Raw genomic sequence first — 23,914 nt, 5'->3', positions numbered from 1 at the left:
TAGGGGGTGTATTCGTTGGGAAAAGTAATGCAAATTGCCGAGTTTGTTTACAAGTTTATTGCGTTAAATGTCCTTTGGGTATTATTCGTGCTAGCAGGACTTGGACTATTTGGATTTATGCCAGCGACCCTAGCATTATTTCAAGTAATAAGAGAATGGATTAAGGGGGATAAAGAAATTTCTTTGTTCTCCAAATTCTATACTTTTTACAAACAATCATTTGTAAAGTCTAATATAATTGGTGCAATCTTCCTTGGGATATTTTATATTATTTATGTAAACTATTCTTTCGTTTCCCACTTCTATGATGAATCGATAAGAATATTTGTTTACATCCTTATCTTTGGGATAGCAGCAATCGCGATTATGACTTTTTTAAATGTATTTTCGGTAATGGCTCATTTTGAATATAAAACATTACAATATATTAAAGTAGCTGCTGGTCTAGTGTTTGCTCGCCCGTTTATTACAGTGATACAATTAGTTTGGTTGTTAGCATATTTCTTAATTGCTATCAACTATCCTAAGCCGTTTTTAGTAATAGGCGTAAGCGTTTTTGCCTATGTACTTATGAGTATAAATTATATGACATTTAAAAAATATAATGCAGCATAGAAAGCGAAGCAAGAGAGCAGGTAGAAAACATGGCTACAATCTATGATATCGCCAAGAAAACTGGCTATTCGGTTAGTACAGTTTCAAAGGTTTTAAATAACTACTCCGATGTAGGGGAAAAGGCAAAAAAAATTATCAATGAAGCGGTGGAAGAGCTTGGTTATTACCCAAGTTCTAGTGCAAGAACCTTATCCACGAAACGATCATGGACGATTGGTGTTGTCTTTGTCGAGGATTCTGGAATAGGTATGGAACACCCTTTCTTTAACGCAGTCATTGAAAGCTTTAAGAAAAGTGCAGAGCGAGAAGGATATGACCTTTTGTTTGCATCTAGTAAAATTGGAAAAGAAGAACGATCTTATTTAGACCACTTTTTATATCGTGGCGTAGATGGTGTCGTTGTTGTTTGTTCCACGTTGAATACGCCAGATGTGAATAAACTTATGGAATCGGACATTCCATCTGTAGTTATTGACCTTGATGCTCGTGGAGTTAGTGCTGTTTATAGTGATAACATCCATGGAAGTGAATTAGCTGTGGATTATCTATACGAACTAGGCCATAGAAGAATAGCTCATATTGCCGGTAACGAGCAATTGTACGTAGGTGTCCAAAGATTAAAAGGCTTTATAAGTGCGATGAAAAAGCATAATCTTGAGATACCAAAAGAGTATACTTTAGACGGTGGATTCTTTACCTTTGAAGATGGTAAAGAAGCGATGGAACAGTTATTGAAATTAGACGAAAGGCCAACAGCCGTTTTTGTAGCCGGAGACTTAATGGCTGTAGGGGCAATGGCGGCCGTTAAGGAACACGGTTTGCAAGTTCCGGATGATGTTTCCATCGTTGGCTTTGATGATATTCAAATCTCTCAATATATTACCCCTGGATTAACTACAATTAGACAAGATACATTACTAATAGGTCAAACTGCAGCAAACATGTTAATTGATCAAATTAATAATAAAAAGAAGCAGTTCATGTCTGTAAAAATACCAGTTTCACTCATCGAAAGAGACTCGTGTAGACCAATATAACTCTATTGGTCTATAACCTTTTTTATTTTTCTATTTACGAAAGCGGTTTAGTGACTCTTTTAGAATAAAAGAATCTTTAATATTGCACTATAATTTATAAGCTAAAAGAATTTCGCAATGGCCCCAAGGCCGAATTGCATAAAGATAAGACGGAAAACGTCCATGAGAAGAGCTGCCAAGGCCGATTTGCCTTAAAATTAGGTGAAAAGCGTCCATGAGAAGAGCTTCCAAGGCCGAATTGCCTTAATATTAGGTGAAAAGCGTCAATGAGAAGAGGTCCCAAGGCCGATTTGCATAAAGATAAGACGAAAAACGTCCATGAGAAGAGCTGCCAAGGCCGGTTTGCCTTAAAATTAGGTGAAAAACGTCCATGAGAAGAGGTCCCAAGGCCGAATTGCCTAAAGATAAGACGGAAAACGTCCATGAAAAGAGCTGCCAAGGCCGGTTTGCCTAAAGATAAGACGGAAAACGTCCATGAGAAGAGCTGCCAAGGCCGAATTGCCTTAATATTAGGTGAAAAGCGTCAATGAGAAGAGGTCCCAAGGCCGATTTGCATAAAGATAAGACGAAAAACGTCCATGAGAAGAGCTGCCAAGGCCGGTTTGCCTTAAAATTAGGTGAAAAACGTCCATGAGAAGAGGTCCCAAGGCCGAATTGCCTAAAGATAAGACGGAAAACGTCCATGAGGAGAAATCCTAAGACCTCATTCGTGAACGTAAACAATATAGATACTTTCTAGAGGATTAAAAAAATTAAGAGGGTGTAAAAATGTACAAACTAAATGACAACAACTCATTCGAAATAAACAATTATCAAGAACAATCCCCATTTTCAAGCTTCCTACCTGGAATTGCAGGCGTAGACGGAATCCCGATGTGGGTGTTTTATGTAAACAGAGGTCAAGGGATCGCAAGCTTTGGTGTACAAGATAAAAATCACGCAATGATGGAATTCTTACCTGCAGATAAATCCTATCAACACGTATCCAATCAAGGATTTAGAACGTTTGTGAAAATAAAAGAAAAGGATGGCTCCACACATTTTACAGAGCCATTCTCCCCAATGACATCAGCACAAGGTCACGTTCAAGAAAAGATGACGATTTCTGAGAATATGCTTGAACTAGAATATGTAGACTCAAATTTAGAATTAGAACTTCAAGTTGTCTACTTTACATTACCAAAGTCAGCAGTTGGTGGACTAGTCCGTCAAGTAACGTTAACGAATCTTTCCGAGAATGAAAGAGAAATAGAACTAGTAGATGGCTTACCATCCTTATTCCCTAGCGGAGTACCAAATGCAGCGTACAAAGAACTAGGTAATACGATAAAAAGCTGGTTTGATGTGAAAAATTTGGAACAACATATTCCTTTTTATCAATTAAGAGGAAGCATTGAAGATACATCAGAAGTAAAAGAAATTCATCACGGAAACTTCTACGCTAGCTTTTATCGAGATAGTAAAAACAATGAAAGCTTAGTAAAGCCAATTATTGATCGTGAATTCATTTTCGGAACAGATACGAGCTTAAACGTTCCACGTCTATTTATGAAAAATTCATTACACACACTAGTTGAGCAACCACAACAAACAACAAATAAAGTTTCTGCTGGTTTCTCATGGGCGATAGATACGGTTGCTCCACAGCAACACATCCAATTCCACACAGTGATTGGGTACGCTAAAAATGTTGAGTATGTACAAACATATGTAAAAGAAACGATAAATATTGCTGCTTTAGAGAAAATGAAAGAGCAAGCAAAATCAATCACGAAACCTATTACAAACAAAATTTCAACCAAAACAGCGCAACCATTATTTGATGCCTATGCAGAGCAAAGCTATTTAGATAATGGACTACGTGGTGGTTTTCCTACAGTCTTCGGAGAAGGAGAAGATAAGAAAGTTTATTACTTATTCTCCAGAAAACATGGCGACCTAGAAAGAGATTATAATTTCTTCTCTATTAGTCCGACGTACTATTCACAAGGTAATGGTAACTATCGAGATGTGAATCAAAACCGTAGGTGTGACATCTTATTCGAACCAAAAGTAGAAGACTATAACATCAAACAGTTCATGAACCTAGTTCAATTAGACGGATACAATCCTTTAGTAGTAAAAGGGGTTCGTTATGAATTGCCGGCAGACTTTTCACTTTCTAATCTTGTAGAAGGTGATGCTAATTTAGAAAAATTAGTTTCCTTCTTCCATAACAGCTATACACCTGGAGAGTTAAAACACTTTGTAGAAGAACAATCTATTACTTTATCCACTACTTTCGAAGAGTTTTTAACAGCTGTGTTATTACAATCGGAAGAAATGCAACAAGCTGAATTCGGAGAAGGTTATTGGATGGATCACTGGACATATAACCTAGATTTAATCGATAGCTACTTATCTATTTATCCTGACAAAGAAAAAGAGTTTTTCTTTAAGAAAGGTTACAAGTTCTTTGAAAGTCCAGTCAGAGTGAAAAGTAGAAAAGAAAAATATGTTGCGCGAAACGGAAAAATAAGACAATACGATGCAGTAGAAAAAATAAAAGAAAAGCAAGAAAAAGCAAAGAAAAATAATGGGGTTCTTTGGATAAAAGATCAATACGGTGAAGGCGATATTTACTACACAAGTCTCTATTCAAAACTAGTTATTCTTGCCCTAGTGAAAACTTCTACATTAGCCCCATTCGGGTTAGGGGTAGAAATGGAAGGGGACAAGCCAGGTTGGAATGATTCCTTAAATGGTCTTCCAGGAATGCTTGGTTCTAGTACTTCTGAGTTGTTTGAACTGAAGAGATTACTGGATATTCTACGCAGTGTAGAACTATCTGGAACAGAAACGATTGCTCTTCCGAAAGAAGTAGATGTGTTCTTACGTGAAGTAGTAGAGCAAATTGCTGGTTTAGACAGTTCACAAGAAAGCGAGTATCGATATTGGAATAATGTCACAACTGTTCGAGAAGAATACCGTGACTCCATTTATAAAGGATTAAGTGGAGAAGAAGTAACGTATACAGCAGATGAAATCTCAACGTACCTTCACATGCTCACTACTAGAGTGGAAAAAGGAATTCAAAAGGTGGAAGAATACAAGACTCCACTTATTCCAACGTATTTTTACTTTGAGCTTGACTCTAAAGGTGAGAATGTAGAAATGTACGAACAGTTGAAGCCAAAACCAGTAACTCCATTTTTAGAAGGAGTAGTAAAACAGTTAAAGTTAACAAAGGATAAAGCTTCAGCAAAAGCAATCTACAATGAAGTGAAACAATCAAATATTTACGATAAGAAACTTAAAATGTACAAAACGTCTATGAGTATCGCAAACGAGCCGTTAGAACTTGGACGTGCTAAGTCTTTCACTCCTGGTTGGCTTGAGAATGAGTCTATCTTCTTGCACATGGAGTATAAATATTTGTTAGCAACTTTAAAGTCAGGTTTGGCCGATGAATTTTTTGAGGATATGAAACAAGCACTTATTCCTTTCTTAGATCCAAAAATGTACGGAAGAAGTCCGCTTGAGAATTCATCGTTTATCGCAAGTAGTGCTAATCCTAACGAAGAGTTACATGGTAGAGGATTTGTTGCTCGCTTAAGTGGATCGACAATTGAGTTTATGAATATGTGGTTTATGATGATGGCCGGCGAAAAACCGTTCCGAATGGAAAAAGGGCAATTAGTTTGCGAACTGTCTCCTACATTGCCAGACTGGATGTTTGATGATAAAGGGGAAGTAACGTTCACTTTCTTAGGACAAACAGAGGTTACGTATGTAAACAAAAAGAAAGCCAACACATACGGAGAAGATGGAGTATCACCAACTTCTATCCAACTAACGAATATCGATGGAACACTGGAAAAGTTAAATACGTCTAGCATTGCTGGAAAAACAGCAGAAGCTATCCGACGTGGAGAAGTGAAAAAGATCGTAATAGAAATTGCTTAGAGAATGATAAGAGAGGGGAGAGTTTCCTCTCTCTCTTTAAAATATCCTTTAAGTATAGTAACTAAACAATTTTCCGAAAGCGCTTTCGCAACTTTTAAGGAGGTGACGTATTACATATAAAGTTTGTATTAAAGGGGAAAAAACTATTTTTTAGGGGGAAGAAAAATGGTAAAAAAATCGTTTAGTCTGTTCTTAGTATTTTTATTAGTAATGTCTAATTTTAGCTCTACACTAGCAGCAAACAACGAGAATGCAACAACTAATGATGATTGGACACTTGTTTGGGAAGACAATTTTGAAGGATCCGAATTGGACTTAAGCAAGTGGAGTTACGATAAAGGTAATGGTTTTTATGATAACAGCGGCACTTACATTTCCGGATGGGGAAATGAGGAATTACAATATTATCAAGAAGATAACGTTCGTGTGAGTGATGGGAAATTAATCATTGAAGGAAAAAAAGAAACAGCTTCTGATGACAAAGGAACATACCAGTATACTTCAGGCAAAATCCATACACAGGGGAAATTCAGTCAAAAGTATGGAAAGTTTGAAGCAAGAATGGCACTACCTGAAGGTCAAGGATATTGGCCGGCATTTTGGATGATGCCAGAAGAGGATAAATATGGTGGTTGGGCTGCCTCAGGCGAAATCGATATTATGGAAAACGCAGGAGGAACACCTCATAAAGTGGGTGGAGCCATTCATTACGGTGGGCAATGGCCAAACAATACGTACACAGCAAAAGATTACTATTTCCCAGCTGGACAAGATGTGACAGATTTTAATGTATATGCTGTGGAGTGGGAGCCAGGAGAGATCCGTTGGTATGTAAATGGTGAGTTATTTCAAACATTGAACAATTGGAGTTCAACAGGTACAGGGAATCCTACTAAGTTTGCTTATCCAGCTCCGTTTGACCAAGAATTCTATATTATTTTAAATCTAGCAATTGGTGGTTGGTACGGTGGCAATCCAGATGGCAGTACAGAATTCCCAGGTGAAATGATCGTAGATTACGTAAAAGTTTATGAGTTAACTGGTCGCGATTACTTAGAGCCGGTTGAACCAGTATTTGATCCAGAAGAACTTCCAGCAAATGCGAAAGAAGCAATTGATGGAAACTACGTGTACGATAAAGATTTTACTAAAGGAATTACGAAAATATCTAATGCACAAGAATTAGAGAATAATTGGGACAAGAATTTTTGGAATCTTGTGTATTTACCTGACTTTAACGGAAATGCAAGCGCTTCAGTAGAAGCAATTGAAGGGAAGAATTTTGCAAAAGTTGATATTTCTCAAGGTGGCAATCAGCCTTACTCTGTTCAATTAATCCAAAATGTTACATTAGGTAAAGGACGTTGGTATCAGCTTAGCTTTGATGCAAAATCAACAGCAAATCGAAACGTGAATGTGAAGCTTGGAGGAGGACCAGACCGTGGATATACAGCGTACTCACCAAGTGTTGATTTTAGTTTAACAAATGAAGTGCAATCTTATGAGTTAGCATTCCAAATGCAACATGAGACAGATATTGCGTCTCGTCTAGAGTTTAACATGGGATTAAACACAAACCCTGTTTGGATTGGAAATGTAAAAGTAGAAGAAATTGATCCGGTTGACCCATATAATGAAGATCAACCTAAAACACCATTAAGAAATGGAAATCATGTATATAATGGCTCGTTTGATTTAGGTAGAATCGATCGTATGACGTATTGGAACTTTAACGTAAATAACGCTACAGCAGAAGCTTCAGTACATCCTGATGCTAGACAATTAGAGGTAAATATCGATGAAGCTGGAGCAAATGAAGAAGCAGTTACGCTTGTGCAAAACGGAATGAACCTTTTAGCTACTGATGAATATAAGTTAACATTTCACGGAAAAGCATCGTCAAATAGAGACATTCAAGTTGCTTTCTTAAGCAAAGATGGAACAGAAACTTATTTAGAAAAACAACCGGTACAACTTACTTCTTCTATGGAAGAAAAAGAAGTGACGTTCGTAATGCCTAACGAAACAGATGTAGAAGGACAACTTGTATTCTACTTTGGTGGTAATAACCACAATGTTGTATTAGATAATGTAAAATTAGTACGTTTAACAAATAACAATGAAGCACTTAGTTTTGATGACATTTTCCCATTAAAAAATGGAGATTTTTCGAACGGTTTTTATAAATGGGACAAACATATTCAAGGTGATCACGAACCAGGAACGTCTCAAGCAACGATTAATGTAGTAGAAGGTCAATTAATAGCAACAATCGATAACGAAGGTTGGGAGCCATGGCATGTTTTATTGATGCAAAATGGAATGGATCTTCATCCAAATAAAACGTACTCCTTATCATTTGAGGCAAGCTCAACTGTTGATCGAAAGGTTGAAGTTGTACTTGAAAATGCAACATATAACCGTTTTTTCTCTGAAGTGGTGGATGTTACAGATTCCATGCAAAAATTTGAGTTTGAATTTGAAATGAGTTCTAGTGACAAAGTAGACTTAAAGTATTTACTTGGAAAAGTAGCAAACGCTGGAGAGATTGGGAACCATGAAGTAGTGATTGATAATGTTCGATTAGAAGTAAAAGAGGATAGTAAAATCTATTTCCCATTATCAAATGGTGATTTTACTTCTGAATTAGAAAATTGGCATGGACATGTCCAAGGTATTTATGAAGGCACATCAGATGCAAGTTTTTATGGAGAAGATGGAGTTGCTAACATTTCAGTTGGTAATGTAGGGGCTAATCCTTGGGATATCTCTCTTTCTCAAGAAGGATTAACACTTCATGAAAATCAGACATATGTAGTAGAGTTTGATGCAAAAGCGGATATAGATAGAAAGTTAGAATTAGTGCTAGATAACGGAGCACCGGGCTATCACCGTTATTTTGAAAGAATACTAGATTTAACGGAAGATTGGAATACGTATCGTTATGAATTTGATATGCCGGAAACAGATACAGTTGGCCTAAAGTTCTTAGTAGGTAAAGTGGGTGGCATAGAGTTAGAAGAAGCTCACAATATTTATCTAGATAATGTTCGATTAGAAGTAAAAGGTGCAAGAGCGGCACTTGCAGGTTTAGAAGAAGGGGAAGAAGCGCCAATCGAACAGCCATCTGAACCAGAAGAGCCAGTAGTTTCCCCAAATGAAAAAGAGTGGAAAGAAGTAGGAGAAAACTTACTACACGATGGATCATTTGAAACAACTACAGAATTCGGTAGTGGGGAAAATCTTGTAGAAGGTTGGAATGTCCATAATCAAGGAGTATATGAAGATTGGGCAGGATTAGCCTCGTTTTCTGTTGAAAATGAAGAAGCAAAAGTTCAATTTCAACAAGAAGGTTGGGAATGGTGGCACATCCAGCTATTCCAAGATGGCATCCATGTTCCAAGTGGCATGTATAAAATAGCATTTGATATGAAGTCTGAATTTGCTCGTTCTGTGAAGGTTGAGCTAGCTGGTTCCGGTGTTCCAATTCAGAGTTTTGAGATTGATGAAGAAATGCAAACATACTCTACTATTATTGAAGTAGCAGAAAATGGTTCGTATAAGTTCTTAATCGGTCTTGGAAGAGATGCTGCGGATGCAGAACTAGAAGTGCCGTACACTATGTTAATCGATAATGTGAAATTAGTAGCGGTGGAAGAATTAGAAATTGTGGAAGACCCTCAAGTACCTGTAGTGGATCCGGATGAGAAAGAAAACGAAACAGAACAGCCTAAACAAGAAACACCAAACAATGAAACAGACCAAGATAAAACAAAAGATGAAAAGTCTAATCAAGAAGGCGAAGATTTAGAACAGGAAGTAACACCACCGAGTTCTGAAGAAGATGGTAAAGCACTACCTAACACAGCTACCAATACTTTTAATGCGTTACTAATAGGATTGCTTATGTTTGCTATAGGATTTGGGATTCTATTTTTATCAAACAAAAGAAAATTATTAAGAGCTGAATAATTTTAAAAGCGAGAGAACTAGTTTGATGTTCTCTCGCTTCTTTATTTTAATTAGTTATAAGGCTGATGAAGTTCATCTAGCCAAAAAAATGGTTGAAGATGAACTTCATAAGGCCAATGAAGTTCCAAGCCTCTAGCCCAATATACTTGTTCATTCAATTAATGTTTATATAACAGATTTTTAGTAACCGTTACTTGTTTCAAAATGTTGTCATTCATTTCTTTTATTTCAAAGTGTAGATGATGGTACTCAAGGGTTTCACCTACATCAGGTATGTGCCCAAGCTCTTTAAAGATAAAGCCAGAGAGTGTGTCTGAATCCTCAGGAACTTTAGCCTTGAAAATTTCGTTAAAACGACTGATGGAAATTTTTCCATGACATGTTATATGAGTCTCTGTAAGCTCCACAATAAGAACTTCATCAGCCTCGTCCGTCTCATCTTCTATTTCTTGGCCAATCATCGCTTCAATTATATCTTCATGAGTAATGATTCCGGTTGTTCCGCCATACTCATCTATAACGATGGCTAAATGTTTTTTTTCTTTTAGCATCATCTTAAAAACTTTTTCTATTGGCATAAATTCAGTAATGAATAACGGCTCACTATCCATAAAATCCTTTATTTCTTTAGAAGAATCAAACGACCAGGAAAGTAGTTGCTTTGCGTGGAAAACACCAATGATATTGTCCATATTTTCTTTATAAACAGGGTATCGAGTGTATTTACTATCCATTACAAAACTTCGTGCATCTTCAAATGAAATGTCGCATGGTAGACCATGAATATCCATTCGTGGTGTCTTTAATGCATCTCTTACATCTTTTGTATAAAAATCAATAGCCCCTTTTATTCGCTGAGATTCTTCCTTTGCAAACGTACCTTCGGTTAGTCCAATGTCAACCATCGTTTTTATTTCTTCTTTAGAAAAACTTGACTCTTCTTGTCTTCCTTTTGATAGCAAGCCAATAACAAGTCGTGTAAATCTAGATAATAAGAAAATGAGCGGCTTAAATATTACAATAAGAATAGTAATGACTGGGGCAACGAAGAGCGCTATTCTAGTAGAAAACGTTGCAGCAATGGATTTTGGTAGCACTTCTGCAAAAATAATTAATACAACAGTCAACACACCTGTAGCGATACCGATATGGACTTCATGTTCAATTGCAATGATAGTAACAAGAGTAGGCAACATAATGTTAGCGATATTGTTTCCTATTAAAATTCCCGTAATAAACTCTTCTGGTTTTGAGATAAGTCTAAGCAACTTTTGAGCTTTTATATCATTGTTTTCAGCCCGAGTCTGAATTTTCATCTTGTTCGCAGCTGTTAAAGCAGTCTCACTACCGGATAGAAAGAAAGACATAAATAAAAAGAAAATTAGTGCAATAAACACTAATTAGCACCTCCACTATAAGTAGTTTATATATAACATAATAATTATTATCGTTTTTAATCGCAACTTTGTTGTTTTGTATTGGAATAAATTGTTTTATTCTTGATGAAGCTTCCTTTATTAGCGTACAATATGTATAACTAAATTATACGAAGGTGATAGAGTGAGTTACATAATATTAATAGTTGGCTTTGCTTTGTTAATTAAAGGTGCTGACCTCTTTGTGAAAGGTGCATCTAATATTGCGACAAACCTTAGAGTTTCTCCTCTTTTAATTGGACTAACGATTGTAGCTTTTGGAACTAGTTCTCCCGAAGCAACAGTAAGTATCGTAGCTGCTTTTGAAGGCAGTGCCGGAGTGGCATTAGGAAATGTCATTGGAAGTAACATTTTCAATATTACGTTTGTTGTCGGCTTGACGGCGTTACTCAATCCGTTAAAAGTAGAAAGTGAAACAATCCGAAAAGAAATTCCTTTTACACTTTTAGCTTCTGTAGCCTTGTTAATTTTAATAAGCGACCGTTTCCTTCAGTCTCTGAGCGATAATCTAATAACAAGAAGTGATGGAATAATCTTGCTCCTCTTTTTTGCAGTCTTCCTGTATTATGTATTCGAAGTAGCGAGAAAAAGTAGAAAAGAAGGCTTAGTGGAGTTAGACCAAAGAGAAATTACTCCTTGGAAAATAAACATCTTCTTAACATTAGGTGGTTTGGCAGCTATTATTTTCGGGGGTGACCTTGTAGTAAATAGCGCTACGAAAATCGCAACGACATTTGGAATGAGTGAAACGCTAGTAGGTTTAACGATCGTGGCAGTAGGTACTTCTTTACCGGAATTAATTACTTCTGTAACTGCTGCTATTAAAAAAGAAAGTGAAATTGCTCTTGGAAACATAGTTGGAAGTAACATTTTTAACATCCTCTTTGTACTCGGTAGTGCATCAACGATTTCCCCACTTTTAGTGGAGAGTAAAATCTTTATTGATATATTATTCATGATTGTATTAACACTTGTACTACTCGTATTCTCCAGAACAAATTATCGAATCGGGAAATATGAAGGTACTATATTAGCTATCGGTTATATTTTTTATGTGATTTATATAATTTTAAGAAATTAAAAAGTGTAAGGACTGACTTATAGGGCCAACCCTGGTATTTTAAAACTTAACTTACTGGAGGTCTGGCCCAATTATTATTGTTGATGATATAAAAACGTTAAAGTTATTGAACAGCCGTATATAGGGGTGAGGAGATAACATGAGATTCAACTACTAATAGACTACGAAAAAATGGAAGTTAGAAAATCAGAAAGATAAATAGATAGTTCCTCTAAGAATAACACCCACTCGTACACTCTACTTAGGGTAATTCTCTTTTTAAATTCACTAAATAATTTCAATTCTATAGGGCCAGACCACTAGCATGTTAAAAAACTTTAACTTGTAGGGGTCTGGCCAAATTTATTTTCCATTTTTATTAGGATAAAAATATACAAAAAACAAATACTACCTTTGAATATGCTTTCCGGGGGTGTGCGAGTAAGAGAAAGAACAGTAATAAATATTACATAATTAAAAATTAATAACTGTAGAGTACAAGGAGGAATTATTCAATGAAAAAGTTCACATTTGTTTTACTATCTTTACTAATCGTATTTACATTCACTACAGGTGCGTTCGCAGCTGAAAGTCCTACAGGTAAAAAGGATATCGTTGATACAGCGGTAGCAGCAGGTAGCTTCACAACATTAGCGGCAGCTTTAGAAAAAGCTGGTTTAGTTGAAACGTTAAAGGGCGAAGGGCCATTTACAGTTTTTGCACCAACAGATGAGGCATTTGCCAAGCTTCTAAAAGACTTAAATGTTTCCGCAGAAGACTTATTAGCAAGAGAAGATCTAAAAGACATTCTTTTATACCATGTAGTACCTGGGAAAGTCTTATCGAAGGATTTAAAGGATGGCCTGAAAGTGAAAACAGTGAATGGGAAAGAAGTTGAAATTAAGCTTAATCCAGTTCGAGTGAATCAAGCAAACGTTGTAACGGCAGATGTTGAGGCATCTAATGGTGTCATTCATGTAATTGACGCGGTGTTATTACCGTAATAACTAAATAAATATATCAAACAAGCTGAGTTCAACTATAAAGTGGACTCAGCTTGTTTATATTGCCCTACTTTAAACGAAGGCTATGTTAAAGGTTAGTATTGATTTTTGATACCTTTCTAGCGGTTGATTTCCGCGCAAGTCGTAGACTCCTGCGGGAGAAGCGGGGAGCGGGAGACCCCACAGGCGAAGCCGAGGAGTAGGTTTTTTCACGACAGTGAAAATAACCTTCCTTTTTACCGCCCGCGGAAAGCGGAGACTTGCGCGGAAATCAACAGCGGTCTTTAACAGAGCCTAAACGAAATTAAGACTACTACGTCTCAAGACTTATTAAAAATACGTCCTCAACAGGTTTTGTATGTTTCTTTTTCAGAATATAATGAAACTTATAGACTGGAATTAAGAGGTGAGGATGTTTGGAGAAGATTATTGAAGTTCGTGATATTAGTAAGAAGTATGTAAAGAGAAAAACGAAGGAAGTTATTACAGCAGTAAATAATATTTCTTTTGATGTGCATCGTGGAGAAGTACTTGGTCTGTTAGGGCCAAATGGTGCAGGGAAGACGTCGACCATAAAGATGATTTGTGGCTTGTTGCAAACCGATACAGGTTCTATCCACATAAATGGATTAAGTATTGGAAAAAAACGTCTAAAGGCATTAAAGCATATTAGTGCCGTATTAGAAGGGAATCGAAATCTATATTGGAGGTTAACTGTTCGCGAAAACTTAGAGTATTTTGCTGGAAACAGGGGAAGTTCTCGTAAGGAAGTAGCTTCGCAAGTAGAAAAACTATTAGAGCAGTTTGGGTTGAAGGAAAAAGAGACGGAACTCGTACAAGGTTTATCACGTGGAATGCAGCAAAAATTAGCAATCGCGGTTGCCTTATTAGCAAATACAGAAGTAATTTTACTAGATGAGCCAACATTAGGGTTAGATGTGGAAGTTAGTTATGAACTACGGGAAATTTTGAAGAGAATTGTGAAGGAAGAAAAGAGAACCATTATTATAAGCTCACACGATATGCCAGTTGTACAAGAGTTATGTGACCGTACGATTATTATTAACAAAGGTACAGTTGTAGTGGATGAAAAAGTGGAAAACTTAATGAAGCTATTTGAGACGAAAGCTTACTCTATTAAACTAGGTGAAGTACTGTCCACATCACAAAGAAAAAAGCTAGAAATTAATTTCCCGTTGAGTACATATACAGAAAACTCTCATCAAACGGTGGTGGAAGTGAACTTAGAGCGGAGTGAAGACATTTATAATTTATTTGATATTTTTAAAGAAGAAGGGACGCTTGTAGAAAGCATTGATCGGACAACGATCGATTTTGAACAAGTGTTTATGCAAATCGTGAAGGGAGAAAAGCGATATGCAATGGCTTAACTTATTGAGTACGAACTTTCGAAAAGAATATATAGAGCTGAAACGTTATTTACCAAATACTATTGCACTACTACTAACTTTCTATATTGTCTTTTTAGCGGCGTTTTTTGGCATTATGTTTATTGGAGATCCAGCAAGTTTTGAAGCGAATGTTCAATACTCTATCGTAAGTGTCGTGTTTTGGGGGTTAACTTTAATGACTTTGAACTTTATTGGTTTCACTGTCATAACGGAGGCGATGAGGGGTACGTTAGAGCAATTGTACATGTCGCCAATGGGTGTTTGGAAAATAATGCTTAGTCGTGTAATAGGTCAACTTTTCTTGCAATCAACTATGATGACATTTTTACTCTTTGCAGCTATGCTAACTTCAGGACAATGGCTGAACTTGAATCCAATGACGACAATCCCTATTATTCTCCTAACGATGGTTAGTATGATTGGGGTTAGTTTTATGATTGCTGGGTTGGCAATCATTTTTAAACAAATCCAAGCTTTCTTGCAAATTTTCCAATTTGTATTAATGGCGCTAGTCTTCGTTCCATTAACAGTGGCACCTTATCTAGTATTCGCTCCATTCGTAAAAGGAGTAAACATGGTAAGGAATGTAATGATGGAAAATCTCTCTTTATCTCAGTTGCCTTGGTCTGATTATAGTATTTTATTAGTTAATTCAGTCGTTTACTTAATCCTCGGGCTACTCGTGTTTAGGCTTTGCGAAAAGACTGCAATAAAGAAAGGGTTGTTAGGACAATATTAGGAAGAAGCACATTACAACGATTAAAGATGTAATGTGCTTCTCCTTTTTTGTAGCTATTCATTAGACTTATAACGGTACCAAATGGCAACGGGTATGAGTAAAAGGGAAAGTATTCCTCCAGTAATGGATAGGGTAGAAAAGCTTGTGTAAGCAACAATAATCCCAGATAATACTCCTCCAGCTGCACCAGCTAATGCGATAAAAACATCAACAGTACCTTGTGTTTTTGCTCGATTGGATGGGCTTGTAGAATCAACGAGCAATGCGGTTCCACTTATTAACCCAAAGTTCCACCCGAGTCCAAGCAAGGCAAGAGCAACCCCTAACATCCACATAGAATCAGTAGCAAATGAAGCTAAAATACCTGAGAAGAGGAGAGTGATTCCAGCCGTAATGGCCATCGCGATGCGGCCAACTTTGTCCACGAGAATACCGGTTACTAAGGATGGAAGGTACATAGAGCCAACGTGAATACCGATAATTAGTCCAATCGCATTTAATCCGTGACCGTGATGCCCCATATGTACAGGTGTCATCGTCATAATTGCAACCATTACAATTTGTGTGACAATCATAACACTTGCACCGAGCATAATTCCTTGTTTGTTTATAAAAGAGGAGGCAAGCTCAGATGTTGCGGTTTCATTATTCTTATTTTGTTCAGTAATAAGTTGAGAAACAACTAAAGGGTCTGGCCTCATGAAAATAAAGATTACTAAACCTGCAAGGATGTATGCTGTAGCAGCTAAAATAAATGGACCTGCTAAAGGTGGAATTCCGATAGATATTGCAAATGTTCCCATTACCTCCACTAAATTTGGACCTGCAACTGCACCGAATGTGGTAGATACTAATGCGATGCTCACGGCAGTCGCTCGTTGTTTAGAAGTAGCTAAGTCGGTCCCAGCATAACGAGATTGCAAGTTTGTGGCAGCACCAGAACCATAGATTAATAAAGAAACAAATAAAAGTATAATGTTACTAAATATAGCAGCAATAATGACTCCAATCGCACCTATACTACCAACTAAAAACCCAAAAGTTAGTCCAGGACGACGACCATACCTTTGAGAAATTCGACCAACTAAAAGTGCTGCTCCTGCTGATCCTAAAGTAAACAGCGCTACAGGTAACCCTGCAAAACTCTCTGTGCCAAGCATGTCTTTAGCAAGAAGAGCCCCAACCGTTATCCCAGCTGCAAGCCCAGCTCCACCAAAGATTTGAGCAATAACAATGATTATTAATGTTCGTTTATATAGTCCTTTTTGTTTGTCAGTGGATTTTACATAACTTTGCAAACCTAATTCTTTTGCAGACTGATTTTCCAAAATGTTTTTCCTTCTCTCATTAAGATAGTAAGTCCAAAGTTATCTTATCATGTGAAGGAGATAGATAGCTTTTAATATGCTCTTGAATATAAACATATCAATGGATCGGTCTAGAAAACTATCCGTTCAAGTATAATCCAACCAATAATAGGATAATAGATAAGAAAATAAAGCTAATAATAAAATACCCAATAAATCTTATCGGTTTTGGCAGTTTAGCTAAATCTACTTTCGCCGGAGCTGCCCCTATTCCTTTCAAATGGCCTAAAGCATCGTTGAATGGTTTCTTATCAGGCATGATGTCACTCCTAAACATTTAAATTAAAATTCAACTAAAAATGGATGAATTTCCTCATTTAAACAAAGCTCTATTCGTTCTCTAAAATTTTTCCACGTTACCATATCTAATGCTTGTTCAATTGGAAAATAACCAACTTCTACAGCTTCAGGAGTTGTCGTTAATTTTCCTCCAATTGGTTTTCCTAAATATAATGTATTACAAATGGAGTCTTTAACATTTTGAAAAATACCACAAAACTTCGTGATTTCTATATCTATTCCAGACTCTTCTTTCACTTCTCTAACTGCAGCGGAAGTAAACGATTCCCCTTCTTCCACTTGGCCACCAGGCATTTCCCATCCTCTACGCGGTCCTTTTATTAATAACAGTTCATTCTGTTCATTTAAAACTATTACGGCAGCAGAAACAATATGTTTTGGTGGGGTCATTGTGAGCCTCCTAATTAGGATTTTTATTAGATGTGTTTAATTTTACCATTATTATTTAGTAAAACACTAGAATGAATGAATACAAAAAGACCAGCCTTTACTATATTAGAAGGCTGGCCTAATGCTTTGAATTACCTTCTACCTTTTCCCTTAACGCTAGAAGTTATCTTCTTCCACTTTGCCTTTTCTGCTAATTGAGCCTGCTTGTTTGTTTTTCTTTCTAAGTAAGCAAGTTCTTTTTGTAATTTGAAGTAACTTTGTAATCTGTTATCGTCCATTTGGCCTTCCGTTATTGCCAGTTGTACAGCACAGTTTGGTTCATTTTTATGGGTGCAATCTCTGAATTGACACTGCCCGGTTAACGCTTCAATGTCTTGAAAGCTTTGAGAAATAGAGTGATCCGCTTCCCAAAGTTGTAATTCTCGCATACCAGGAGTATCTAGAACAAGCCCGCCACTGTTGAGTAAATACAATTCTCTATATGTTGTTGTATGCTTACCTTTATCATCATCTTCTCTTACTTCTTTAACTTCTTGTTTATACTCGCCGATTAAATAGTTCGTTAATGTTGATTTTCCTGTACCTGATGAACCAAGTAAAGCTACCGTTTTTCCTTCTTGAAAATACGGCTGTAACGCCTCGATTCCTGTTTCTTCTTTTACACTAATGACATGAATGGGTATTCCGAATGCAACAGCTTCCACTTCGTTAATTAGTGACTCTACATCCTCACACAAATCAGCTTTTGTTAGCAACACAACTGGATTTGCTCCACTTTCCCAAGCCATCACTAAATATCTTTCGAGTCTACGTGGGTTAAAATCGTGATTGAGAGATTGCACTAAGAAAACTGTATCAACGTTTACGGCAACAATTTGCTCTTCTGTATTTTCGCCAGCGACTTTTCTAGAAAACTTACTGAAGCGAGGAAGAAGATGATGAATCGTTGCTTTCCCTTCCGACTCTCTCACACTAATAACGACCCAATCACCGACTGCAGGAAAGTCTACACGTGCGTGAGCCACAAAGCGAAACTTTCCAGATACTTCGGCTAACAATTCTCCTGTTTCAGTAGCTACTCGGTAAAGCCTTTTATGCTCCAACATAACCCTACCAACCGTATATTGACTAGCATTTTCCATTTCTAAAAAACTATTTTCTAATGTTTTATTCCAACCAAGTTTTTGTATATTCAATTTCTTTCCTCCTATTTTTCGGACAATAAAAAAAGACCGCGGTAAATTCACGGTCTTTTAAGAAAATAAAAACCATGAGCTAATACACAGCCCATGGTTTTAGTGTCCTACTTAAATAAAGAAGAAGTTTAACTAAAGATATACAAGGGCTGTGTACAAGTATTTGATTCGACATTTACAACAATGAATAATTTTCTCATACAACATCCCTCGCTTTCCGTTCCATAATATATTTCTATAATATGTTAATTTTTCCAATTTGTAAAGAAGGTGTTTTTTTATTTTTATAAAACAGGCTTCGTTTTCTGTTAGAATATAGTAATGGAAACAGGGAAATACAATTAGTAAGTAGGTCTATAGGAGGCACATACATGACGAATAACGATATTTTAATAAGATTAAGATACGCACTAGATATAAGGGATATCGATATGATAGAGATATTCAAACTAGGCGGAGTCGATGTGACAAAAGAAGAAGTGCAAAAAATGCTATCAAAGCCAGTGGAAGATGAGTATAATGCGTTAGGCGAATTAATAGAAAATGATGAATATATGAGTTGTAACAACAAAATGCTCGAATCTTTTTTAAATGGTTTTATTACGTTTAAAAGAGGCAAGCAAGAGCCAAAACCTGGTCAGCCAGAATTCCCGCCACTTACTAATGAACATGTGAATAACATGTTATTAAAGAAGGTGAAAATCGCTCTAGCTTTAACAAGCGAGGATATGTTAGAAATTATTGAAGAACCAGGATCTGCGACTATTTCAAAAGGAGAACTAGGGGCTTTCTTAAGAAAAAAAGGCCACAAAAACTATAAAGAATGTGGCGATAAGTACGCTAGAAACTTCTTGAAGGGGTTAGCTTTGAAGCATAGAGGATAATAGTAGAGGAGGTCAGGCCCGTGTTGGAGGCTTGTCCTTTTTTATTTATTAGTTGGTATGTTTGTTTGTATGTGTTGAGTTGGGGATTGAAACAGAAGTGAATGAGATTGAAACACAACCCATGAAAATTGAAACACAAATATAGAGGATTGAAACAGAAAGACTAGCTGGGATAGTGACTGAAACAGAAGTGAATGAGATTGAAACACAAACCATGAAAATTGAAACACAAATATAGAGAATTGAAACAGAAATGCTAGCTGGGATACGGATTGAAACAGAATTGAATGAGATTGAAACACAAACTATGTAAATTGAAACACAAATATAGAGGATTGAAACAGAAATGCTAGCTGGGATAGTGATTGAAACAGAAGTGAATGAGATTGAAACACAACCCATGAAAATTGAAACACAAATATAGAGGATTGAAACAGAAAGACTAGCTGGGATAGTGACTGAAACAGAATTGAATGAGATTGAAACACAAACTATGTAAATTGAAACACAAATCAAGAGGATTGAAACAGAATTAGGATATTTACCTTTAAGAAGGAAACTTCCTATCTTTTGTGGAACTTAAAAAAGAGTGAATCTAAACAAAAAAGTCACCATAAAGGGGAAAACAAACATGAAAAAGATTAAGGTAGGCATTATCGGCACCGGATTTGGAGCAAAAGTACATGCACCAGTTATGAAAAGTCACCCTGGATATGAAGTTACAGCTATTTCAAGTGTTGCGCGCGGAAGACTTGATGAAATAAAAGAAGAGACAGGCATTCAAAATGTATACAACAACTGGCAAGACATGGTCGCTAAAGAGGAGTTGGACTTAGTTGTCGTTGCTTCTGCTCCGTTACTTCATCACGACATGGTCCTAAAAGCATACGAAAAGGGTGTACACGTACTATGTGAAAAACCAATGTCATTTAACAAGCAAGAATCCGAGAACATGATAAAGGCAAGAGATGAAGCAGGGAAATTAGGATTTATCAATTTTGAATATAGATTCTTACCAGCAAGACAAAAGATTAAGGAAATGATAGAAAGTGGTAAATTAGGAAAAGTACTCCATGTGAATTTCTCTTTAAATATTGCAGGCTATGAAAGATATGCAACAAATAAGCGTGGCTGGTTAAGTCAAAAAGATCAAGCTGGAGGGATGCTTGGGGCAGTTGGTTCTCACTTGTTTGATTCCCTTCTTTGGTGGACGAATGCGAAGATCAATTCTTTATCTGGCCAGTTAACAACTCACGTACCTGAATATATAGATGAAAACGGTGAAAAAGAAGTACGTACTGCAGACGATGCGTTTCAAGCGATTGGAGATTTTGTTGGCGGGGGAACTTTCTCTGTAGGTTGTTCCATCGCAGTTCGCCACGCAGAAGGATGGCAACTAGAAGTTTACGGAACAGAAGGAACTCTAAAAATGCAAGAAGATAGCAAAGTGCAGCTTGGATTAGGTAACGAACTGCTTGAAGAAGTGGAGCTAGAGTCAGCCTTAGACATTCCAAATGGGATGAACCAAGTAGCAGCGGGTTACTATAATGCGTTGTATCGCTCTATCGATTCATTGTATAAGGCGTTAGCAGAAAACGAAATACACCCACATCTACCAACATTAGAAGATGGTCATCAAGTGCAAATGATACTTGATGCAATAAAAGTGTCACATGAAGAAAAAAGAACAATAATATTGGAATAGAATGCAAGAGGAACAGGAGACTGTTCCTCTTTCTATTCCATTCAGGAAAATAAAAATATTTTTTTAAAAAATTTTTTCTTTGATATAAAGCGGTTTTTCCGTACCAACATGACAAATGTCATACTCTGCACATGACACCTGGTACTAACAAGAATTTTTTGTTTGGGTATACTTATGAATAACAACAAAAACACAAGGAAGTGAATGTGATTTATGAGTATTCAACAAAACACGAAAAACCTTAAAAAACAGGTGGCACCATTTGAGCAGTCTCAAACAATGCAAAGTATATGGCAATTGGTAAACACATTAGTTCCTTTTTTCCTATTATGGTATCTGACGTATTTAAGTCTATCCGTATCTTACTGGTTAGCGCTGGTTCCTGCTGTATTAGCAGCTGGATTTATGACAAGAACATTCATCATTTTCCATGACTGTACACATCATTCTTTTTTCAAAAATCGTAAATTAAATAGAGCAGTAGGAACGTTTACTGGGGTATTAACATTATTCCCGTTCGACCAATGGGGATATGAGCATTCAGTGCATCACGCAACAAGTGGTAACTTAGATAAGCGTGGTGTTGGTGATATTTGGACACTAACAGTGGAAGAGTATATTGCTGCACCATTAAAAACGCGTATTGCGTACCGTCTATACCGCAGCCCTTTCGTTATGTTTATTTTAGGTCCAATTTATGTGTTCCTTTTTAAAAATAGATTTAACCGTAAAGGTGCAAGAAGAAAAGAAAAAAATAATCTTTATTTAACAAATATTTTAATTGTCACAGCTGTTGTATTACTATGCTTGGCAATTGGATGGCCGGCATTTTTAATCGTACAAGGAACTATTTTTATGATTTCAGGTTCTATAGGAGTTTGGTTGTTCTACGTACAACACACTTTTGAAGATTCTTATTTTGAAGAAGATAAAGAGTGGGAGTATGTGAAAGCAGCTGTAGAAGGTAGCTCATTCTACAGACTACCTAAACTATTACAATTCTTAACAGGTAATATTGGTTATCACCATGTTCACCATTTAAGTCCAAGAGTACCAAACTATAAATTAGAAGAGGCACACAAAAATACGCCTCCATTAAACAATGTTCCAACGATTACACTTATGACAAGTTTAAAGTCACTGCGTTTCCGCTTATGGGACGAAGAGGCTAAGACATTTGTTACATTTAGAGATGTAAAGCATTTGTTAAAAGAGAGCAATTCCGTTCAAACTAAAACAGGAGCTCAACAGTAACTACAAAGACTTTCCTGATGAAGGAAAGTCTTTACTTTATAAAGAGTAGAGAGTCGTCTGATAGGGAGAGAACATAAATGATGAGAATTGTCATTGCCGAAGATCAGAAAATGTTGCTAGGAGCCATTGGTGCCTTACTTAATTTAGAAGACGATATGGAAGTGGTTGGGCAAGCGAGTAATGGGGAAGAAGCCATTGACCTTGTTCATCAGTTAGACCCTGATATATGTATTATGGATGTGGAAATGCCAATAAAATCTGGTCTTGATGCGGCGGAAGAACTTAAAGCTCATCGATGTCATGTAGTTATTTTGACCACTTTTGCTAGAGACGGATATTTCAGAAGGGCTCTAGAGCTCAATGTAAAAGGGTACTTGCTGAAAGATACTCCTAGCGATGAGTTGGCAAATTCCATTCGAAGTATAGCGAACGGAAAGAGACTATACTCTCCGGAACTATTAGATGACTGCATTTATGTTACAGGTGATCATGCTCTTGAAAATGGCACACACCAAAACAAAACAGTTCAAACAGTAAAAAGCTACTTCTCCACTATGATGGAAAAAATAAAAACACCAACAGGTTGACGGGGGATGTGAAAAAACATTCACCCGTTTTTTTGTGGATTTGAACTTATTTTGTGTAACGAAAAAAGGAAAACAAAATCTATTAAGGCTGATGAAGTTCATTATGCCCAATGAAAAAAGGAAAAGTGAACTTGATAAGGCCGATGAAGTTCATTATGCCAAGTGAAAAAAGGAAAAATGAACTTGATAAGGCGGATGAAGTTCATTTTGCCAAGTGAAAAAAGGAAAAGTGAACTTGATAAGGCTGATGAAGTTCAGTTTGCACAAGAGAAAAAAGAAAATAAAATTGATAATGCAAATGAAGTTCTACTATCCAACTATCTGAAGGGGAAATTACCGTTTCAACAAGAAAAAGAGTTATTAGCCCCAACTCACCAATCCACTTCAACCACACCCCACTATAAAATCAAAAAGACCCCAACCCCTTATTCGTAAGCTTAATCATCAAATCTGCCATTTCCTTCGGTGATTTATCCATCCCGTTATCTAACCAACTTTTAATAACGTGAATACTTCCACTCACAACAAACATACTTATATATTCGGAGGTTTCTTTCTCGATGGTATTACTAGACATCCAGTTTTTTACGGTAAACTGATGGGCAATGAACATCACTCTTTTTTGAAAAGAAGGGTCACCATGCTCACTAAATAGCGTGTGGCATATATCCTTGTTTTCCGCCACATACTCTAACATTTTCTCCGTCATTTGAAGTGCTTCTTCTTCTTTCGCGTAATTGTATTGACCTAATGTTTTATTCATATCATCAATAATTTCTTCTTCTATTTTGAATAAAAGGTCAAATTGATCTGTGTAATGAGAATAAAAAGTAGACCTATTTATGTCAGCCAGTTCACATAGTTCTTTTACGGTAATGCTTGAAACTGGCTTTTCTTTCATAAGTGTCATTAGACTTTCCTTCAAAACCATTCTTGTATACTTTTTACGTCTATCCATTTTAGAAGTCATCATAACTCATCCTTTTTATGACAATATTAACGTTATCCAAC

Annotated in this window: 19 protein-coding genes; 13 read left to right on the top strand and 6 right to left on the bottom strand. The window is 36.6% G+C overall.

Annotated elements, in window-relative coordinates; genetic code table 11:
• Nucleotides 1-15: 15 nt before the first annotated feature.
• The 4 genes from CDZ92_RS12765 (at nucleotide 16) to CDZ92_RS12750 (ending at nucleotide 9,569) form a co-directional block, all read left to right on the top strand.
• Nucleotides 16-615 (top strand): YesL family protein, encoded by a 600-nt coding sequence (locus CDZ92_RS12765; RefSeq protein ID WP_096155586.1) that lies wholly within the window; start codon nucleotides 16-18, stop codon nucleotides 613-615.
• 29 nt (nucleotides 616-644) lie between these two features.
• Nucleotides 645-1,652 (top strand): LacI family DNA-binding transcriptional regulator, encoded by a 1,008-nt coding sequence (locus CDZ92_RS12760; RefSeq protein WP_096155585.1) that lies wholly within the window; start codon nucleotides 645-647, stop codon nucleotides 1,650-1,652.
• A gap of 768 nt (nucleotides 1,653-2,420) precedes the next feature.
• Complete coding sequence (locus CDZ92_RS12755) at nucleotides 2,421-5,597, top strand: hypothetical protein (protein WP_096155584.1); 3,177 nt, start codon at nucleotides 2,421-2,423, stop codon at nucleotides 5,595-5,597.
• A gap of 165 nt (nucleotides 5,598-5,762) precedes the next feature.
• Nucleotides 5,763-9,569, top strand: coding sequence for a carbohydrate binding domain-containing protein (locus CDZ92_RS12750; protein WP_096155583.1), 3,807 nt, complete (start codon nucleotides 5,763-5,765; stop codon nucleotides 9,567-9,569).
• Between the two features lie 158 nt (nucleotides 9,570-9,727).
• Here CDZ92_RS12750 and CDZ92_RS12745 read toward each other — a convergent pair whose 3' ends face one another.
• Entirely contained in the window at nucleotides 9,728-10,966 is a 1,239-nt protein-coding gene (locus tag CDZ92_RS12745; protein ID WP_096155582.1) for a hemolysin family protein, read from the bottom strand.
• A gap of 163 nt (nucleotides 10,967-11,129) precedes the next feature.
• Between CDZ92_RS12745 and CDZ92_RS12740 the strand changes: the two genes are divergently transcribed.
• From CDZ92_RS12740 to CDZ92_RS12725, 4 genes are all read left to right on the top strand, one after another.
• Entirely contained in the window at nucleotides 11,130-12,086 is a 957-nt protein-coding gene (locus CDZ92_RS12740) for a calcium/sodium antiporter (protein ID WP_096155581.1), read from the top strand.
• Nucleotides 12,087-12,580: 494 nt separating this feature from the next.
• Nucleotides 12,581-13,069 carry a fasciclin domain-containing protein gene (locus tag CDZ92_RS12735; RefSeq protein ID WP_096155580.1) on the top strand — a complete coding sequence of 163 codons (489 nt, stop codon included), beginning with the start codon at nucleotides 12,581-12,583 and terminating at the stop codon, nucleotides 13,067-13,069.
• A gap of 416 nt (nucleotides 13,070-13,485) precedes the next feature.
• On the top strand, nucleotides 13,486-14,460 hold the full coding sequence (locus CDZ92_RS12730; RefSeq protein WP_096155579.1) for an ABC transporter ATP-binding protein: 975 nt from the start codon (nucleotides 13,486-13,488) through the stop codon (nucleotides 14,458-14,460).
• Nucleotides 14,447-15,220 (top strand): ABC transporter permease, encoded by a 774-nt coding sequence (locus tag CDZ92_RS12725; RefSeq protein ID WP_096155578.1) that lies wholly within the window; start codon nucleotides 14,447-14,449, stop codon nucleotides 15,218-15,220. The genes CDZ92_RS12730 and CDZ92_RS12725 overlap by 14 nt, the downstream gene beginning before the upstream one ends.
• Before the next feature lie 53 nt (nucleotides 15,221-15,273).
• Here CDZ92_RS12725 and CDZ92_RS12720 read toward each other — a convergent pair whose 3' ends face one another.
• From CDZ92_RS12720 to rsgA, 4 genes are all read right to left on the bottom strand, one after another.
• Nucleotides 15,274-16,551, bottom strand: coding sequence for an MFS transporter (locus tag CDZ92_RS12720; RefSeq protein ID WP_096155577.1), 1,278 nt, complete (start codon nucleotides 16,549-16,551; stop codon nucleotides 15,274-15,276).
• Nucleotides 16,552-16,666: 115 nt separating this feature from the next.
• Nucleotides 16,667-16,846, bottom strand: a complete 180-nt coding sequence (locus CDZ92_RS12715; protein ID WP_096155576.1) for a hypothetical protein — start codon at nucleotides 16,844-16,846, stop codon at nucleotides 16,667-16,669.
• A gap of 23 nt (nucleotides 16,847-16,869) precedes the next feature.
• Entirely contained in the window at nucleotides 16,870-17,277 is a 408-nt protein-coding gene (locus tag CDZ92_RS12710; RefSeq protein WP_096155575.1) for an NUDIX hydrolase, read from the bottom strand.
• 131 nt (nucleotides 17,278-17,408) lie between these two features.
• Nucleotides 17,409-18,473 carry a ribosome small subunit-dependent GTPase A gene (gene rsgA, locus CDZ92_RS12705; protein ID WP_255249816.1) on the bottom strand — a complete coding sequence of 355 codons (1,065 nt, stop codon included), beginning with the start codon at nucleotides 18,471-18,473 and terminating at the stop codon, nucleotides 17,409-17,411.
• A gap of 371 nt (nucleotides 18,474-18,844) precedes the next feature.
• Here rsgA and CDZ92_RS12700 point away from each other — a divergent pair, with 371 nt between their 5' ends.
• The 5 genes from CDZ92_RS12700 to CDZ92_RS12680 all read left to right on the top strand — a co-directional run bounded on the left by CDZ92_RS12700 (nucleotide 18,845) and on the right by CDZ92_RS12680 (nucleotide 23,338).
• On the top strand, nucleotides 18,845-19,357 hold the full coding sequence (locus CDZ92_RS12700; protein ID WP_096155574.1) for a DUF1456 family protein: 513 nt from the start codon (nucleotides 18,845-18,847) through the stop codon (nucleotides 19,355-19,357).
• Between the two features lie 631 nt (nucleotides 19,358-19,988).
• Nucleotides 19,989-21,062 carry a Gfo/Idh/MocA family protein gene (locus tag CDZ92_RS12695; protein ID WP_096155573.1) on the top strand — a complete coding sequence of 358 codons (1,074 nt, stop codon included), beginning with the start codon at nucleotides 19,989-19,991 and terminating at the stop codon, nucleotides 21,060-21,062.
• 213 nt (nucleotides 21,063-21,275) lie between these two features.
• On the top strand, nucleotides 21,276-22,316 hold the full coding sequence (locus CDZ92_RS12690; RefSeq protein ID WP_096155572.1) for a fatty acid desaturase: 1,041 nt from the start codon (nucleotides 21,276-21,278) through the stop codon (nucleotides 22,314-22,316).
• 77 nt (nucleotides 22,317-22,393) lie between these two features.
• Nucleotides 22,394-22,903 carry a response regulator gene (locus tag CDZ92_RS12685; RefSeq protein ID WP_096155571.1) on the top strand — a complete coding sequence of 170 codons (510 nt, stop codon included), beginning with the start codon at nucleotides 22,394-22,396 and terminating at the stop codon, nucleotides 22,901-22,903.
• 207 nt (nucleotides 22,904-23,110) lie between these two features.
• A complete protein-coding gene (locus CDZ92_RS12680) occupies nucleotides 23,111-23,338 on the top strand; it encodes a hypothetical protein (protein WP_141395226.1) in 228 nt (75 codons plus the stop codon).
• On the opposite strand, the gene CDZ92_RS12675 is transcribed toward CDZ92_RS12680, so the two are convergent.
• Nucleotides 23,310-23,876: a TetR/AcrR family transcriptional regulator gene (locus CDZ92_RS12675; RefSeq protein ID WP_319830044.1), complete on the bottom strand. Its 567-nt coding sequence runs from the start codon at nucleotides 23,874-23,876 to the stop codon at nucleotides 23,310-23,312. The two genes, CDZ92_RS12680 and CDZ92_RS12675, sit on opposite strands and share 29 nt — an antisense overlap.
• Between the last annotated feature and the right edge of the window lie 38 nt (nucleotides 23,877-23,914).

Origin of the sequence: Bacillus sp. FJAT-45066 (assembly GCF_002335755.1) — a bacterium.
Taxonomy (GTDB): domain Bacteria; phylum Bacillota; class Bacilli; order Bacillales; family Bacillaceae_I; genus Bacillus_CD; species Bacillus_CD alkalisoli.
This window is presented reverse-complemented; position numbering and strand designations above follow the sequence as displayed.